Source organism: Streptomyces sp. enrichment culture, from assembly GCF_964273255.1.
Classification (GTDB): Bacteria; Actinomycetota; Actinomycetes; order Streptomycetales; family Streptomycetaceae; genus Streptomyces.
In genome coordinates this window covers 3669033-3684893 of the sequence record NZ_OZ186835.1, presented here as the reverse complement: position 1 = coordinate 3684893, position 15861 = coordinate 3669033, and the positions used below count along the sequence as shown (strand labels likewise).

The following is a 15861-nucleotide window of genomic DNA, read 5'->3' as shown; positions in this document are numbered from 1 at the left end:
CCCGGCGGCTCCCCCGCCCGCGCCGCGGCCTCCCTCCGTCGTCGGCTCCCGCGTCCAGGCGGCCACGCGTCCACGGATACGGACCGGCGCCGGGCGAACGGCTAGGCTCGCGCCCGTACGAGACGAGCCGTAACCGGGAGACACCCACGATGGCCAAGAAGCGCCCCCAGACGAAGGCGGCCAAGCGCCCGCAGCTCACGGACGGGGAGATCCCGGTCGTCGGTGCGCGGGAGCCCTGCCCCTGCGGCAGCGGCCGCCGCTACAAGGCCTGTCACGGACGGGCCGCCGCGCACGCCGTGACCGAGCTGGTGCACCGCCCCTTCGAGGGCCTGGCCGGTGAGTGCGACTGGGTGGCGCTGCGGGAACTGGTGCCCGCGGCCACCGTCGAGCTCACGCTCAAGGACGGCCTGCCCGAGGGCGTCCCGTCGGTCACCCTGGCGACGGTGCTGCCGATGGCCTGGCCCGCGCTGCGCCGCGACGACGGTTCCGTCCTGCTCGGCCTCCAGAACGACACCTCCTCCGGCGACATCAGCCGCGATCTGGCCGACACCCTGCAGCGCGCCCTGGAAGCCGCTCCGGGCAACCCGGTCCAGGGCCGGCGCGCCCCGGCCGACGCCCCCCGGCTGCAGGACCTCCTCGACCCCGAGGGCGCGTTCGAGCCGGTCGTGCACAGCGGCTTCGAGTTCTGGGTGCCCGACTCCGAGAACGCCACCCCGGACGTGACGGCCTCGCTGGAACGCGCCAACGCCGCCGCCATCCCCACCGTCAAGCTGACGGGTGTGGACGCGGCCTACTGGTGCGAGACGCCCGAGAAGAACCACCTGCGGTGGGTCATGCCGCACCCGGAGGAGCAGCTTCTGGACGCGCTGGCACGGCTGCACGCGGCAGGCCGCTCCTCCCTCGGCGAAGGCACCCGCCTGGTCGGTTCCTTCCGCGCCCACGGGCTCACCGTGCCGGTCTGGGACCTGCCGCGTGAGGTTCGCGCCGAGGACGTGGAGAAGCCGGCAGCCGAGTTCGCCGAGCGGCTCGCCGAGGCGCTGGCTTCCGAGGCACCCCTCAGCGCCGACGAGCGCCGGGCGCGGGGCGGTCTGACCAACCGCCAGGTCACGCTGAGCTGACGTCCGTCCCGGGCTCCGGTGGTGCTGATCCGCTGACCGACCGATCAGCACAACCGTCCCGGTGGAACCACCCGCTCCGTGCGCAACTCCCGGTCGCCGCAAGCAAGTCGGTGACCGGAAAAGCTGAGATCGAATTTGCGAACAGCCGATCTCTTGTTACCGTTCCAGTAGCCCGGTTGCTGGTGCATCCCCCGTCGCCAGCAACCGGGTCTTTCCGTGCGGCGGGCCGTTCACAGAACGCGGTCGGGTGTCAACCGACAGTTCGCCCGGACAAGTTGCCGCGGGGAGCACCCGCCCGCACCCACGGCCGCCCGCCCGCGGCACCCGCACCGCCCCGGTCCACGGCATCCCCGCTCGCTCCGCCCACGGATCCCGCCCGGCACACCCGTTCCGCGTCCTCCCCACCGGTACGGCCGTCCCGCCGCCCGCCTCCTCGGCCGCAACGCGGTCAGTCGCCGGGCGGATTGCTCCCCGACCGCAGCAGCAGGGGACCGTGTCCGGCCCGGCCCGCGAACTCCGTCACCGCCTCGTGGTCGCCGAGTTCTCCCCGCCGCGCCCGCCGGGGCGTCTCGCAGACGGCGGGTTCGTCACCGGCCTCCACCGCGCAGTGCACGCGCACGCTGCGGCCGCCGGGCGACATGAGGCCGAGGACCACGGACAGTGCCGTGCCGGTGGCGTTGCGGTAGTACGTGCGCCCCCAGATCTCCTCGCCCCGCGCGACGACGCAGGTCTGCGCCTCGATGCCCTCGGGGGAGGAGAGTTCGGGGCCGCAGCGCAGGACCAAAGGCGTCGACGTGCCGGCCGACGTGCTGCCGGCGCGGCCTCCCGGGGCGTGCACCGCACCGGACGGCGCCGGGCTGCGGTTCCCCGGCCACCCGTCGACGGCGTGCCACCCGTCGTCGGCACGCGTTCCGCCGGCCGGGGACCGCGCGCCGCCCCTCGCGTTCCACACTTCCGGCGCGGCCCGCACACCGCGGGCCGCAGCGCTCCCCGCGCCATCGTCCTCCGGGCGTCCCCCGCTCCCCGCGTCCTGGGCACCGGCGGCACCATCCGCCACGCCGCCCGCGTCCCGCCCGGCAGTCGTTCCGTGCGCGCCCCGGGGCACGACCGGCGTGTCCGACGCGTCCGGCGACGCAGGACCCGGGTGGGACCGGCCCCACGACCCCGCCCCGCCCCACAGGCCGGACGGTCCACCGGATGGCGGCAGCAGTGCCGGCGGCAGTGCCGCCACCACGCAGGCCACGGCAGCGCCCGCGAGGGCGAGCAGACGGGCAGGAGCACGGACTGTTCGGGGGTCGGTGGCGCGCCCCCCGGCATGACGCGGCATGGCTCCGCAACCTAACGTCCCCGGGCCGCCGCGGTGGGCGCCGCGCCGGGGCGTCTACAGCTCGGGCGCGCTCACACCCGTACGAGTGAGGGTGTCGACGACGGCGTCCACCACGGCCTCGACGTCGGGCACCCACGGGGAGGCCGAGCCGGGCAGCGGCGCGCGCTCCCAGGTGATGTCGCCCTGGCCGGTGCCGGACGGCGGCAGGGCGAGGTAACCGCCCTCGCCGTGGAAGCGGAGGGAGCCGGGGACGAAGTCCTTGGCGTACAGCAGCTCACCGAGCTGCTCCAGGGAGTACGGCTTGACCAGGATCGACCAGCGGGCGGGCGAGGCGACGACCGGGCCGAGGCGCATGCCGAGGCGGTCCAGGGCCTGCAGGGCGCGGGCGGCCGGGCCGGCGGGCAGGGACACCGCGCAGGGGGCCTGGCCGCCGGTGGCCAGGATGACCGGTGCGGTCGGCCGGTTGCTCCACCACCAGCGCACCATGCGCGCGTCGGTGGTGGCCGCGAGCAGGCCGGGGTCGAAGGGATGCGCACCCGGCACCGTGCACTCCGGGTCGGGGCAGGCGCAGCGGGACCGGTTGTCCGGGTCCGCGGCCACGCCCGGGAGTACCGGCCACTTCCATTCGGTGGCGAAGGTCAGGGCCGCGCCGATCAGCTCAGACGCTCCGTCGCCTCGCCGGGACAGGAACCTGCGACGCCTTCCGGGGATCTCGCGCATGAGCGCTCGTTCCTTTCCGTTGCACGCCTGGCAACACCGTGGTCCACATCACAACATGTGTCGATCGCTTCACTGTGCGTACCTGTTGGCGCATCACACCCCTGCTCCGGGCAAGGGGAACCCCTATGGGCCGAGCATGGGCTGCCTCCGCGGCCGTTCCACCCATACTGCGTCCATCAAGAGCGCGGGTACGGCGTGGGGGTGGCGAAGTCTGGCGTTTGCCGTCGCGCGTATTTCTCTCCGCCTCCGCCACGGGAGGATGGGGCACGGTCGTCGGTGGTTAAGACGCTCGGGTCCGTCGCCAGGTTCCCGAGTGATTCCCAACCACCCCTGGCCTTCACCGAGTACGTACCCATCACGACCGTTGTGACGCTCCGTCGAGCAAGGCCAGTCGACCGCAATAAGCCTCCCCTTGAGGCAGTTTCAAGCCAATTCCTTCCACCGGCAAGGGGCCGGGAGGAATTTCCCCTCCCGTCCCACGGACACCAGGAATCCCAGCAGGACAATGCTGGACATCTCCTCACGAGTACGTGTACATGTGGAGACACTGCCGGCGACGCAGAATGACATGGGGGTTTGCGATGCTTTTGAGCAGTACGTACCGGTCGGAAAGCCGGACGCCATGAACGCCCCGCACCCTCCGAAAGTGGCCGGAATCGATTCAACGGTTCCCGCGCCCGCACACACTGTCGCGTCCGTTTCGACGAGTACCTCCCCGGGCGCCCCGCAAAACCCGCCTCACCCACCCGGCGCACTCCTGCAGGACCGTCTCGCCGGCTGGGTGTCGGACCTCACGACCCTCCACGAGCTCACCGAGCGCCTGGTGCGCACGGACACGCTCGACGCGGCCCTCCAGGAACTGCTGCGCGCGGGGGCCGCCCTGGTCGGCGCGCGCCGGGGCCTGGTGGTCCTGGAGCCCGCCGACGGTCTCGGCCCCGACACCACCACCGGCCTCGGCCTGGGCCGCGCCGACCTCGGGCACATCGAGACGGTGCCGCGCCACTCCCTGCCCTACGGCAGGATCCTGGACGGCCTGCCGGGCACCGACGACGGTGTCGTCGAGGCGGACCTGTTCGCTGAGAAGGGCCTGGACCCCCGCCACCGGGACGTCGCCGCCCGGCTCGGCTACGCCGCCAGCTACGCCCTCCCCCTGACCGCCGCTGCCGCCACCGACGACGCGCGGCGGCTGGGCGCCGCGGTGTGGCTCTACGACGAGCCGGCCGAGCCGTCGGAGCACCGCCGGCACCTCGTGGGCCTGTACATCCGCTACGCCGCCGAGCACCTCGCCCGGCTCACCGAGCTGGAGCGCACGCGCGCCTCGATGGCCACCATCGCCGACGAGCTGCTGCCCTCCCGCCTGCCCCGGATCCCCGGCGTCCAGCTGGCCGCCCGGCACCGCACCTGCGCCCGCGGCGGCGGCGACTGGTACGACGCGCTGCCGCTGCCGGACGCCGCGCTCGGCCTGGCCGTCGGCTCCGTCACCGGCTCCGGCCCCAGCGCGGTCGCCGCCATGGGCCGGCTGCGGGCCTCCCTGCGCGCGTACGCCGTGATGGAGGGCGAGGACCCGGTCGCCGTCCTGTCCGACCTGGAGCTGCTGCTGCGGCTCACCGAGCCGGCCCGGTCGGCCACCGCCCTGTTCGGCTACTGCGAGCCCGCCCTGCGGAAGATCACCCTGGCCGGGGCCGGGCACAGCCCTCCCCTGCTGCTGGGGGAGCACCGCACCGAGTTCGTGGAGACGTCGGTGTCCGCCCCCCTGGGCATGCTCGCCTGCTGGGAGGCGCCGAGCGTGGAGATCCACGCGGAGCGGGGCGAGACCGTGCTGCTCTACACCGACGGGCTGCTGCACCGCACCGGCGACCGCACCGACCGGGCCTTCGCACGGCTGCACGCGGCGGCCGCCGGCGTCCCGACGGCGCTGCGCGGCGACCCGGGCGCGGTCGCCGACCACGTCCTGCGCACCGTGCTGCCCGACGGGGCGGACCCGGCGGACCCGGCGGAGGACGTCGTCCTGCTGGCGGCGCGCTTCGAGTAGGCGGGCGCGAGCGGCGGCCCCGCGTCTCCCGTGCGCCCCCCGTAACAGGTCTTCGCCCCCGGTGACCGTTTCACCCGGCCGTACGATGGAGGCTGGTCCAGTGCCGTATCGAGGAGGATGACCGCCGTGGCAGAAGAGCTCCCGGAGACCCCGGAGACCGCCGGCCCGGAGACTGCCGAAGAGGAGCCCGTCAAGCAGCGCAAGAACGGCCTGTACCCGGGTGTGTCCGACGAGCTCGCCGAGAACATGCGCAGCGGCTGGGCCGACACGGAACTGCACGACCTGGAGCCGGTCCCGCAGGCCGTCGAGACCGCCGCCCGGCGTGCCACGCTGTCCGCCCGCTTCCCCGGCGAGCGCCTGGTCGTCCCCGCGGGCAACCTCAAGACCCGCTCCAACGACACCGAGTACGCCTTCCGCGCCTCCGTCGAGTACGCGTACCTCACCGGCAACCAGACCGAGGACGGCGTCCTCGTCATGGAGCCCACCGCCGACGGCCACCGGGCCACGCTCTACCTGCTGCCCCGCTCCGACCGGGAGAACGGCGAGTTCTGGCTGGACGGCCAGGGTGAGCTGTGGGTCGGCCGCCGCCACTCCCTCGCCGAGGCCGAGAAGCTGTACGGCATCCCCGCCTCCGACGTCCGGGAACTGCCCGGCGCGCTGCGCGAGGCCACCGGCCCGGTCCGGGTCGTGCGCGGCCACGACGCCGGGATCGAGGCGGCGCTCACCGACAAGGTCACCGCCGAGCGCGACGAGGAGCTGCGGGTCTTCCTCTCGGAGATGCGGCTGGTCAAGGACGACTTCGAGATCGGCGAGCTGCAGAAGGCCGTGGACTCCACCGTGCGCGGCTTCGAGGACGTCGTGAAGGTGCTCGACAAGGCCGAGGCCACCTCCGAGCGCTACATCGAGGGCACCTTCTTCCTGCGCGCCCGCGTGGAGGGCAACGACGTCGGCTACGGCTCCATCTGCGCGGCCGGCCCGCACGCCACCACCCTGCACTGGGTGCGCAACGACGGGCCCGTGCGCTCCGGCGACCTGCTGCTGCTCGACGCCGGCGTGGAGACGCACACCTACTACACGGCCGACGTCACGCGCACCCTGCCGGTCAACGGCCGGTACAGCGAGCTGCAGAAGAAGATCTACGACGCCGTGTACGACGCCCAGGAGGCCGGCATCGCGGCGGTGAAGCCGGGCGCCAAGTACCGCGACTTCCACGACGCCGCGCAGCGGGTGCTGACCGAGCGGCTCGTCGAGTGGGGCCTGGTCGAGGGCCCCGTGGAGCGGGTGCTGGAGCTGGGCCTGCAGCGCCGCTGGACGCTGCACGGCACCGGGCACATGCTCGGCATGGACGTCCACGACTGCGCCGCCGCGCGGACCGAGACGTACGTCGACGGCACGCTGGAGCCCGGCATGGTGCTCACCGTGGAGCCCGGCCTGTACTTCCAGGCCGACGACCTGACGGTGCCCGAGGAGTACCGCGGCATCGGCGTCCGCATCGAGGACGACATCCTCGTCACCGAGGACGGCAACCGGAACCTGTCCGCGGCCCTGCCGCGCCGCTCGGACGAGGTCGAGCAGTGGATGGCCGGCCTGAAGGGCTGACCCGGGCCGCGGGGCCCCGAACGGGGAACGGCCGGGCAACGCGTGTGCCCGGCCGTTCCGCTGCTTCCGTGCCCCCGCCACCGTGGGGCACTGGACGCCCGGCGCCCCGGTGGCGGGGTGGACCGAAGTTAACCGAAGTTATACGGCGACGAGCGGGGCGTCCTCGCGCCACTTGAGGATCTTGTCAAAGCTCACCACGGCGCCGCTGCGGTCCGGCTTGTTGCCGATGTGGACGTGGTCGGCGAGTTCCCGGATGAGGCAGAGTCCGCGGCCGTGCTCCGCGTCCGACGGGGCCGGGCGGGCCGGGGGGCGGGTGCGTCCACCCGCGGCGGGGAAGCCTGGCCCCGTGTCGGCCACCTCGATGCGGCACTTCTCGCCGTCGAGGTAGGCGGTCACCCGGTAGGCCTCGGACCCGCCGTCCCGGGTGCCGTCCCCACCGTGCTCGACGGCGTTGGCGCAGGCCTCGCTGAGGGCCACGGAGAGGTCGTAGGAGATGTCGGGGTCGACGCCCGCGGTCTCCATCGCGCCGAGCAGCAGGCGCCGGGCCAGGGGCACGCTCGCAGCGTCGCGCCGCAGATGGAGTGACCACCAGATGCTCATGCTCCAGCCTCCCGGCCGCGGCTCGACATACCGTTACGTATTGCCCTGAGTACCCACTCGTAAGCGCGCAGTCGGCGTGATGCCGCCCATATGGCGGGTGCGCCGGGGAGCCGACCGGTGTATGTGGGACGGGCCGTGGCAGAGGTGATCTTCCGGTCGTAGCGCATCTTGCGGACCTGCCGTACGGGGGCCGTGGTGCCAGTGCGATGATGAGGCCGCCATGACTGCCCCCCACCCGCGCACGGCGCGCACCGGACGAGGACTCCAGGTCCTGCGGGCCGCGGTGTTCGCCGCGGTCTGCGTCGTGCTGGCCGGGGCAGGTCACACGCTCGCCGCCCATGACGCCGTCCCGCTGTGGACCCTCGTCGCGGGCTTCCTCGGCACGGCCGCCGTCGCGGCGCCGCTCGCCGGGCGGGTCCGGTCGGTACCGGGCATCACCGCCCTGCTGGCGGCCTGCCAGACCGTGCTGCACACGCTGTTCGGTCTCGGGCAGCACGGCGCGGCCGCCGCGTCGTCCGCCGGCTCGGCGTCGGCCGCGTCGGACGCGTCCCTGATCGCGCAGGCCGCGCGGCTGGTGTGCGGGACCACGGCCGCGGCCATCAGTCCGGCGCAGGCACAGCAGATCCTCACGGATGCGCGGATCCCGCCGAGCCCGGGGGCCGGACACGCGGCACACGCCCAGGCCGGCGCCGCGCCCACCGCGGCGGACTTCTGGGTGACGCTGCTGCCGTCCCTGCCGATGCTGCTGGTGCACCTCTTCGCGGCCCTGGCCACCGGCTGGGTGCTGCGCCGCGGGGACCAGGCCCTGCTGCGGCTGGCCGAACTGTCCGCGCACGGGGTCGCCGAGGGCGCCCTCGTCCGGGCGCTCCGGGCGGCGCTCGCCCTGGTGCGGGTCCTGCGCGCGGGGCTCCCCGGGGCGCCGGAGGCGGCTGTCCGCGCGCCGCGCACCGCGCTGCTCGCGCCGCCCGCACCCCACACCACCGCACTCCAGCACACGGTGATCCGCCGCGGCCCGCCGGCCGCCGGTGCCGCCCTCGCGCTCGCCGCCTGACGCGCCCACGTTCCGATCCACCGCTCCGCGACCGCCACCGGTCCCACGGCATCCCCGGTCTCCGGCCCGGCCCCCGGTTCCTCCGGCCGGGCCCCGGCCCACCGGGCAGCCGCCGGGTCCGCGACGGCCGGTTCGCGGTGAGGGGCGGGCGTCCGCGTGCGGCATGCGCGCGAGCGGGTCCGTTCACGTGCGCGCCCGGCCGCGTCCCTCGGGAGGACCGGCACCGCGCGGCGCCACGTACCCCTCACCGTCAGCGAACCTCAACGAAGCGGAGTGCTTCTGCCATGAAGGCTTCCCGTCTCACCACCGTCGGCGCCGCCGCCGGCATCGCCGTTCTCGCCCTGTCCGCCCCCGCGGCCGCGCACGTCAGCGTGCAGCCCGAGGGCGAGGCCGCGAAGGGCGGCTACGCGGTCGTCAACTTCAAGGTGCCGAACGAGCGCGACAACGCCTCCACCACCAAGCTGGAGGTGACCTTCCCGACCGAGCACCCGCTGGCGTCGGTGATGCCGCAGCCCGTCGACGGCTGGGACGTCAAGGTCACCAAGTCCAAGCTGGACAAGCCGCTGGAGATGCACGGCAAGAAGATCGACGAGGCCGTCACCAAGGTCACCTGGACCGCCGACGGCGACGGCATCGAGCCGGGCTTCTTCCAGAAGTTCCCGGTGTCCGTCGGCACGCTGCCCGAGGACGCCGACGACCTCGTCTTCAAGGCCCTGCAGACGTACTCCAACAAGGAGGTCGTCCGCTGGATCGAGGTGCCGCAGAAGGGACAGGACGAGCCCGACTTCCCGGCGCCCGTGCTGACCCTGGCGGAGGCGTCCGGTGACGGCCACCACGGCGCGTCGGACGACAAGGCCGCCGACGAGGCCGGTTCGGCGGAGAAGGCGTCCGCCGAGACCTCGGCGGCCTCCGACTCCGACGGCGCCGGCTCGGACACCACGGCCCGCGTGCTGGGTGTCGTCGGCATCGTGGTCGGCGCCGTCGGCGTCGCCTACGGCGTACTCGCCGGGCGCAGGCGCACCACCGCCTGAGCCCGGCCCCATCTGAGGCGGCCACCGGGAGGTCCGCGGTTGCCCCGCGGCCTCCCGGTGCCCGCCGGAGCACTCACCACCGGGACACCCATCTCATGCGCAAGAACACCTTCGCCGCGGCCGCGCTGCTCGCCGCCGCGTCCCTGACCCTCTCCGCCTGCGGCGCGAACGACGACAACGGTGACAAGCCGGTCGCCGTCGTCTCCGAGGAGGCCGGAGCCGAGAAGGCGGCCACCCTCCTGGACAAGCCGTTCGAGAAGCCCGACCTCGTCCTCACCGACACCCGCGGCAAGGAGTACGACTTCCGCGAGGAGACCGCGGGCAAGCCGACGCTGATCTACTTCGGCTACACGCACTGCCCCGACGTCTGCCCGCTGACGATGAACAACATCGCCGTGGCCAAGAAGCAGCTCTCCCAGGAGCAGCAGGACCAGCTGCGCGTCGTGTTCGTCACCACCGACCCCGAACGCGACACCTCGGCCGCCCTGGGCAAGTGGCTCAAGGGCATCGACCCCCAGGTCGTCGGGCTGACCGGGGACTTCTCCACCATCCAGGCCGGCGCCCGCACCCTGGGCATCTCCATCAACCCGCCGCGCAAGGACGACCAGGGCAAGACGGTCTCCGACCACGGCACGCAGGTCGTCGCCTTCTCGCCGAAGACCGACGCCGGCTACCTGCTCTACGACGACGAGGCCACCGTCGACGACTACACGGCGGACCTGCCCGCGATCCTCAAGGGTGAGGCACCGTGAGGCGGGTCGCGGGCGCGGCCCTCGCCGTCGCGGGAGCACTGGTCCTGGCCGGCTGCGGCGGCTCGGACTCCGGCGGGAAGGACTCCGGCGGCGGCACCCCCGACCTGTCCGTCGGCTCCGCGTACATGCCGCAGCCGGTGTCGGACATGGCGGCCGGGTTCCTCGTCATCACCAACAAGGGTGACGCGGCCGACCGGCTGACCTCGGTGGACAGCGACGTCGCCGCCTCGGTCACCGTGCACGAGACCGTGGACGGGTCCATGCGGGAGGTCGACGGGCTCGACATCCCGGCGAACGGCCGCCTCGTCCTGGAGAGCGGCGGCAACCACCTGATGTTCGAGGACCTGAAGCGGAAGCCCGAGGAGGGCCAGAAGGTCTCCGTCGAACTCCGGTTCGCCGAGTCCGGCCCCGTCACGGTCGAGATCCCGGTCAAGGCCGCCACCTACACGCCGAAGCACGGACACTAGGGAGATCCCCCCGTGACCCAGACCATCGCGCCCCGCGTCCGGATCCTGGTGCTGCTGTTCCTGGCCGTCACCGGTGCGCTGCTCGCCGGGGCCGCCCCCGTCTCCGCGCACGCCGCGCTGACGGACAGCGATCCCCGGCAGGGCACGGTGGTCGACACGGCCCCGGCCCAGGTGTCGCTCACCTTCTCCGAACCCGTCGCGATCAGCGACGACGCCCTGCGCGTGCTCGACCCCAAGGGCAAGCGCGTCGACCGGGGCGACCCGGACAACCCCGAGGGCACGACGTACACCGTGCGCCTGCACGGCGGACTGCCCGACGGCACGTACACGGTGACGTACCAGGTCGTGTCGGCGGACAGCCATCCTGTCGCCGGAGCCTTCAGCTTCTCCATCGGCGCCCCCTCCGAGACCACGGTCTCCGTCTCCGGCCAGGCTCCCGACGACGGGGTGGTCGGGCTGCTGTACGGCCTCGGGCGCTACGTGGCGTACGCCGGGTTCGTGGTCCTGGTGGGCGGAGCCGCCTTTGTCCTCGCCTGCTGGAGCCGCGGGTCCGGGGTGCGGGCGGTGCAGCGGCTGGTGGTCGGCGGGTGGCTCGCGCTCACCGCGTCCACGCTGGGCATGCTGCTGCTGCGGGGTTCCTACACCACGTCGGGGGCCGTCGGCGACGTCTTCGACCTGTCGCTGCTCGGTCAGGTGCTGCAGACGAAGACGGGTGCGGCCCTGGTCTCCCGGCTGCTGCTGCTCGCGGCGGCGGCGCTGTTCATCGCCGTGCTGTTCGGCGCCTACGCCCGTCCGGCGGGCGCCGGCGGGGACGAGGACACGGACACCGGGAGCGGCAGCGGCGCGGGCGAGGGCTCCGACCGCGGGTCCGCCCCGGGTTCCGGCTCCGGCTCGGATTCCGGCTCCGGCTCCGGCTCGGGCTCGGGCTCCGGCTCGGACGCCGGTGAGGACGACCGCAAGCGGGACCTCACCTTCGGCCTGGCCATCGGTGGGACCGTGGTGGCGGCCGGGCTCGCGGCGACCTGGGCCCTCTCGGAGCACGCGTCGACCGGGATCCAGACGGGCATCGCCATGCCGGTCGACGTGATCCACCTGCTGGCCGTCGCCGCCTGGCTCGGCGGGCTCACCACCCTGCTCGTCGCGCTCTACCGGGCGCCCGCACCGACCCCGGTCGGCCCTCAGGCGGTCCGGCGGTTCTCGAAGATCGCCTTCGGCAGCGTCGTCGCCCTGGTGCTCACCGGGATCTACCAGAGCTGGCGGCAGCTCGGCTCCTGGTCGGCGTTCACCGACACCCGGTACGGGCAACTGCTGCTCGCCAAGATCGTGCTGGTGGCCGTGCTGGTCGGGATCGCCTCCCTCTCGCGCCGGTGGACGGCACGGCTCGCGGAACCGGCGGCGTCGACGGCCCAGGTGCCGGCCGCGCGCCGGGAGAAGACCCGGATGCAGGACCGCGCCGAAGACCGCGCGGAAGACCGGGCGAAGGCCCCGGCCGCCGCCCCGGCCGGCCCGACGGCGACGGCGGACGAGGACGCAGACGCGGATGCGGATGCGGATGCGGATGCGGAGGGTCACGGCAGCGGTGGCGACGGCAGCCGGAGCCACGGCGGGGCGGACGCCGCGACCGGCGGCCCGGCGGACGAGGACGGCCGGCCCGGCGGCTCCTCCGAGGCGGCCGACGCGGCCGACGCGGCCGACGCGGCCGACGCCGTGCGGGCCGCGCAGCTCGCCCGGCAGCGGGCCGCGGTGGAGCGGGCCCGGGAGAAGCGGATGCGGGACGCCGACCCGAACCGGTTCGGGCTGCGCCGTTCCGTACTCGCCGAGGCGGGCGTCGCCGTCGTGCTGCTCGCCGTCACCACCGTCCTGACCCAGACCGAGCCGGGCCGGACGGAGCAGGCGGCACAGGCCTCCTCCTCGGCGTCGGACGTGCCGTCGGCCGCCACCGGCCAGGGCTCCGGCGCGGTGACCCTGAACATGCCGTTCGACACCGGGAGCGCACAGGGCAAGGGCGTCGTCACGGTCGACCTCGACCCCGCCCGGGTGGGCAACAACGCCGTGCACGTCTACGTGGAGCGCACCGACGGTACGCCGTTCGACATCCCCGAGGTGAAGGTCGCCTTCACCCTCGCCGCGAAGGACATCGGACCGCTGCCCGTGGCCCCCGACCGCATCACCGCCGGACACTGGTCGGCGAGCGGGGTGCAGATCCCGTTCGCCGGAGACTGGAAGGTCGAGGTGACCGTGCGCACCTCCGACATCGACCAGGTGACCGTTTCCAAGAACGCGCAGATCGGCTGAACGACCATGCCCGACCAGTCCCTTCCCGAGTCCCGTACCCCGGAGGCACCCGAGGCTCCCGAGGCGGCGAGCACCGCGGGCGCCGCCCCGGACGGCTTCTCCCGGCGCCGCCTGCTCGGCACGGCGGGGGCCGCGGGGATCGTGTTCGGCGCGGCGGGCGGTGCCGTGGGGTACGCGACGGCACCCGCCGGTGCGTCGACCCCGCTCGCCTCGGTGGGAGAACGCCGGCTGATGTTTCACGGGAAACATCAGCCCGGCATCACCGAGGGACTTCGCGCGCGGGGTCATCTCGTCGCCTTCGACCTCGCGCCCGGGGCCGGGCGCAGGGAGGCCGCGGCGCTGCTGCGGCGCTGGTCCGAGACGGCACGCCGGCTGATGGCGGGCGAGCCGACCGGGCGGGACGACACCGGCGTGGCCGGTGACGCCGGACCCTCGTCCCTCACCGTCACCTTCGGTTTCGGTCACGGCTTCTTCGCACGCACGGGCCTGGAGAAGCAGCGGCCGGTCGCCCTGGATCCGCTGCCGGACTTCTCCTCCGACCGGCTCGACAAGAAGCGCAGCGACGGTGACCTGTGGGTGCAGATCGCGGCCGACGACGCCCTGGTCGCCTTCCACGCGCTCCGCGCCGTGCAGAAGGACGCGGGGTCGGCGGCACGGGTGCGCTGGCAGATGAACGGCTTCAACCGGACCCCGGGTGCCACCGCCCGCCCGATGACGGCCCGCAACCTGATGGGCCAGATCGACGGGACCCGCAATCCCAAGCCCTCCGACACCGACTTCGACGAGCGGATCTTCGTCCCGGACGGGGGTGAGCCGGCCTGGATGGCCCACGGCTCCTACGTCGTCGTGCGCCGGATCCGCATGCTGCTGGACGACTGGGAGAAGCTGCCGCTCACCGAGCAGGAGGCGGTCATGGGGCGCCGCAAGTCGGACGGCGCGCCCCTGTCCGGGGGCACCGAGACGTCCGCCATGGACCTGGAGAAGACGGATTCCCGGGGCAACCTGGTCGTCCCCTTCAACGCTCACGCACGCATCACCCGCCCCGACCAGAACGGCGGCGCGGCGATGCTCCGACGCCCGTTCTCGTACCACGACGGCATCGACGCCGACGGGGTGCCGGACGCGGGACTGCTGTTCATCTGCTGGCAGGCGGACCCGTTGCGCGGCTTCGTGCCGGTGCAGCGCAAGCTGGACCGGGGCGACGCCCTGACCCCGTACATCCGGCACGAGGCCAGCGGGCTGTACGCGGTGCCGGGCGGTGCGGCGGAGGGAGAGTACGTGGGCCAGCGGCTCCTGGAGGGGTGATGGCCCCGCTGTCACTCCTCGGTGGCGTTTTCGCGGAGCGCAGGGGTGTGAGGCCATTAGGGTGAAGGCATGCCAGCGAGCTACGCGTACCTCGGCCCCGAGGGCACCTTCACCGAAGTCGCCCTGCGCACCCTGCCGGAGACGGCCACCCGGGAGCTCGTCCCGTACGTGTCCGTGCAGTCCGCGCTCGACGCCGTGCGGGCGGGCGAGGCGGAGGCCGCGTTCGTGCCGATCGAGAACTCCGTCGAGGGCGGGATCACCACCACCCTCGACGAGCTGGTCGCGGGCAGCCCGTTGATGATCTACCGCGAGGTGCTGCTGTCGATCACCTTCGCCCTGCTGGTCCGTCCCGGCACGAAGATGTCGGACATCAAGACGGTCACGGCGCATCCGGCGGCCCAGCCGCAGGTCCGCAACTGGATGAAGGCGCACCTGCCGGACGTGCACTGGGAGTCGGCCGCCTCCAACGCGGACGGCGCGAGGCTGGTCCAGGAGGGCCGGTACGACGCCGCCTTCGCCGGGGAGTTCGCGGCGGCCCGGTACGGACTGGTGCCGCTGGAGACCGGGATCCACGACGCGGAGAACGCCCAGACCCGGTTCGTGCTGGTGGGCCGGCCGGCCCGGCCCGCGGCACCGACGGGGGTCGACAAGACGTCGGTGGTGCTGTGGCAGCGGGACGACCATCCCGGTGGGCTGCGCGATCTGCTGGGGGAGTTCGCGACGCGCGGTATCAACCTGATGCTGCTCCAGTCCCGGCCGACCGGAGCGGGCATCGGCAATTACTGCTTCTGCGTCGACGCCGAGGGCCACATTTCCGACCGCCGGGTCGCCGAGGCCCTGATGGGGCTGAAGCGGATCTGCCTCCAGGTGCGCTTCCTGGGTTCCTATCCCCGTGCCGACGACGGCCCGCGGGCGGGGCGTCCGGTGCTTCCGGGCACCTCGGACGAGGAGTTCGTGGCGGCGGCGGACTGGGTGGCACGCTGCCAGGACGGCCGGTTCTGACACCCCGGACGCCTGGGGTGCGTGGTGCCCGTCGGCCGGATGGGTCGGTGGCGGGGCCGGTCCGGTGCACCGGCGGCGCCGGTCGCGGACCGACTGCTCCCGGTGCCGCCGGTGTGGCCGGTCCGACCTGCTGATTTTCGCCATCCACAGAAGTTATCCACAGGTCCGCTTCTCGACCTGGGGACAAGTCGACAACAAGGTGCCATACGGTCGACAAATCGCCCTTCGGGTCATGATCACCCCCAACCTTCGACACAGCACCCTTCGTCCATGCATTTCCTGGGGTCAACCCTTTGGGGCGATGTCTTTCCACTCGAAAGTGGGGATAAAGGGAGGTCGCGCCGGGAATCCTCGACGTCGGCCGAGCCTTTCGGAGTGATCAATTCCGATGTCCACAGATCTTCCCCACACCCTGTGGAAAACTTTGCGCAGACCGGGGGCCGCTGTGGACAACCAGTCCTCAAGTCCCGTACACCGCAAGGGAATCCAGTCAACCACCGCGCCCTGCACTCCTCCGTTCCGGGGATGCGGGTCTCTGAATTGACCTGGGGAACACTCCAGG

Annotated in this window: 13 protein-coding genes; 10 read left to right on the top strand and 3 right to left on the bottom strand. The window is 73.3% G+C overall.

From position 1 onward, the window contains the following. Positions 1-149: 149 nt before the first annotated feature. Positions 150-1118: a DUF5926 family protein gene (locus ACSU53_RS15870; RefSeq protein WP_437028334.1), complete on the top strand. Its 969-nt coding sequence runs from the start codon at positions 150-152 to the stop codon at positions 1116-1118. A gap of 448 nt (positions 1119-1566) precedes the next feature. On the opposite strand, the gene ACSU53_RS15865 is transcribed toward ACSU53_RS15870, so the two are convergent. Next, the gene (locus ACSU53_RS15865; RefSeq protein ID WP_437028332.1) at positions 1567-1956 is read right to left on the bottom strand and encodes a hypothetical protein; all 390 of its coding nucleotides are present in this window, start codon (positions 1954-1956) and stop codon (positions 1567-1569) included. 543 nt (positions 1957-2499) lie between these two features. Further along, positions 2500-3165: a bifunctional DNA primase/polymerase gene (locus tag ACSU53_RS15860; protein ID WP_437028330.1), complete on the bottom strand. Its 666-nt coding sequence runs from the start codon at positions 3163-3165 to the stop codon at positions 2500-2502. Positions 3166-3670: 505 nt separating this feature from the next. Between ACSU53_RS15860 and ACSU53_RS15855 the strand changes: the two genes are divergently transcribed. Together ACSU53_RS15855 and ACSU53_RS15850 are read left to right on the top strand one after the other, a co-directional pair. Continuing rightward, on the top strand, positions 3671-5197 hold the full coding sequence (locus ACSU53_RS15855; protein ID WP_437028328.1) for a PP2C family protein-serine/threonine phosphatase: 1527 nt from the start codon (positions 3671-3673) through the stop codon (positions 5195-5197). Positions 5198-5323: 126 nt separating this feature from the next. Beyond that, entirely contained in the window at positions 5324-6796 is a 1473-nt protein-coding gene (locus ACSU53_RS15850; protein ID WP_437028326.1) for an aminopeptidase P family protein, read from the top strand. A gap of 138 nt (positions 6797-6934) precedes the next feature. Here ACSU53_RS15850 and ACSU53_RS15845 read toward each other — a convergent pair whose 3' ends face one another. Beyond that, positions 6935-7396: an ATP-binding protein gene (locus tag ACSU53_RS15845; RefSeq protein WP_437028325.1), complete on the bottom strand. Its 462-nt coding sequence runs from the start codon at positions 7394-7396 to the stop codon at positions 6935-6937. Positions 7397-7616: 220 nt separating this feature from the next. Here ACSU53_RS15845 and ACSU53_RS15840 point away from each other — a divergent pair, with 220 nt between their 5' ends. The 7 genes from ACSU53_RS15840 (at position 7617) to pheA (ending at position 15299) form a co-directional block, all read left to right on the top strand. Further along, positions 7617-8447 (top strand): hypothetical protein, encoded by an 831-nt coding sequence (locus ACSU53_RS15840; protein ID WP_437028323.1) that lies wholly within the window; start codon positions 7617-7619, stop codon positions 8445-8447. A 284-nt stretch (positions 8448-8731) separates the two neighbouring features. Then, positions 8732-9478, top strand: a complete 747-nt coding sequence (locus tag ACSU53_RS15835; RefSeq protein WP_437028321.1) for a YcnI family copper-binding membrane protein — start codon at positions 8732-8734, stop codon at positions 9476-9478. A 95-nt stretch (positions 9479-9573) separates the two neighbouring features. Further along, positions 9574-10230 carry an SCO family protein gene (locus tag ACSU53_RS15830; protein WP_437028319.1) on the top strand — a complete coding sequence of 219 codons (657 nt, stop codon included), beginning with the start codon at positions 9574-9576 and terminating at the stop codon, positions 10228-10230. After that, positions 10227-10697: a copper chaperone PCu(A)C gene (locus tag ACSU53_RS15825; protein ID WP_437028317.1), complete on the top strand. Its 471-nt coding sequence runs from the start codon at positions 10227-10229 to the stop codon at positions 10695-10697. Before ACSU53_RS15830 ends, ACSU53_RS15825 begins: the two co-directional genes overlap by 4 nt. 12 nt (positions 10698-10709) lie before the next feature. Beyond that, on the top strand, positions 10710-12992 hold the full coding sequence (locus tag ACSU53_RS15820; protein WP_437028315.1) for a copper resistance CopC/CopD family protein: 2283 nt from the start codon (positions 10710-10712) through the stop codon (positions 12990-12992). Between the two features lie 6 nt (positions 12993-12998). Further along, positions 12999-14297: an iron uptake transporter deferrochelatase/peroxidase subunit gene (gene efeB / locus ACSU53_RS15815; protein WP_437028313.1), complete on the top strand. Its 1299-nt coding sequence runs from the start codon at positions 12999-13001 to the stop codon at positions 14295-14297. A 69-nt stretch (positions 14298-14366) separates the two neighbouring features. Continuing rightward, on the top strand, positions 14367-15299 hold the full coding sequence (pheA, locus tag ACSU53_RS15810) for a prephenate dehydratase (protein WP_437028311.1): 933 nt from the start codon (positions 14367-14369) through the stop codon (positions 15297-15299). Positions 15300-15861: the final 562 nt, after the last annotated feature.

Bases quoted from the DNA above. Each gene is read 5' to 3' on its own strand.
- ACSU53_RS15870 (WP_437028334.1), top strand. From the start codon at position 150: ATGGCCAAGAAGCGCCCCCAGACGAAGGCGGCCAAGCGCCCGCAGCTC.
- ACSU53_RS15860 (WP_437028330.1), bottom strand. From the start codon at position 3,165: ATGCGCGAGATCCCCGGAAGGCGTCGCAGGTTCCTGTCCCGGCGAGGC.
- ACSU53_RS15855 (WP_437028328.1), top strand. From the start codon at position 3,671: ATGCTGGACATCTCCTCACGAGTACGTGTACATGTGGAGACACTGCCG.
- ACSU53_RS15845 (WP_437028325.1), bottom strand. From the start codon at position 7,396: ATGAGCATCTGGTGGTCACTCCATCTGCGGCGCGACGCTGCGAGCGTG.
- ACSU53_RS15840 (WP_437028323.1), top strand. From the start codon at position 7,617: ATGACTGCCCCCCACCCGCGCACGGCGCGCACCGGACGAGGACTCCAG.
- ACSU53_RS15835 (WP_437028321.1), top strand. From the start codon at position 8,732: ATGAAGGCTTCCCGTCTCACCACCGTCGGCGCCGCCGCCGGCATCGCC.
- ACSU53_RS15830 (WP_437028319.1), top strand. From the start codon at position 9,574: ATGCGCAAGAACACCTTCGCCGCGGCCGCGCTGCTCGCCGCCGCGTCC.
- efeB (WP_437028313.1), top strand. From the start codon at position 12,999: ATGCCCGACCAGTCCCTTCCCGAGTCCCGTACCCCGGAGGCACCCGAG.
- pheA (WP_437028311.1), top strand. From the start codon at position 14,367: ATGCCAGCGAGCTACGCGTACCTCGGCCCCGAGGGCACCTTCACCGAA.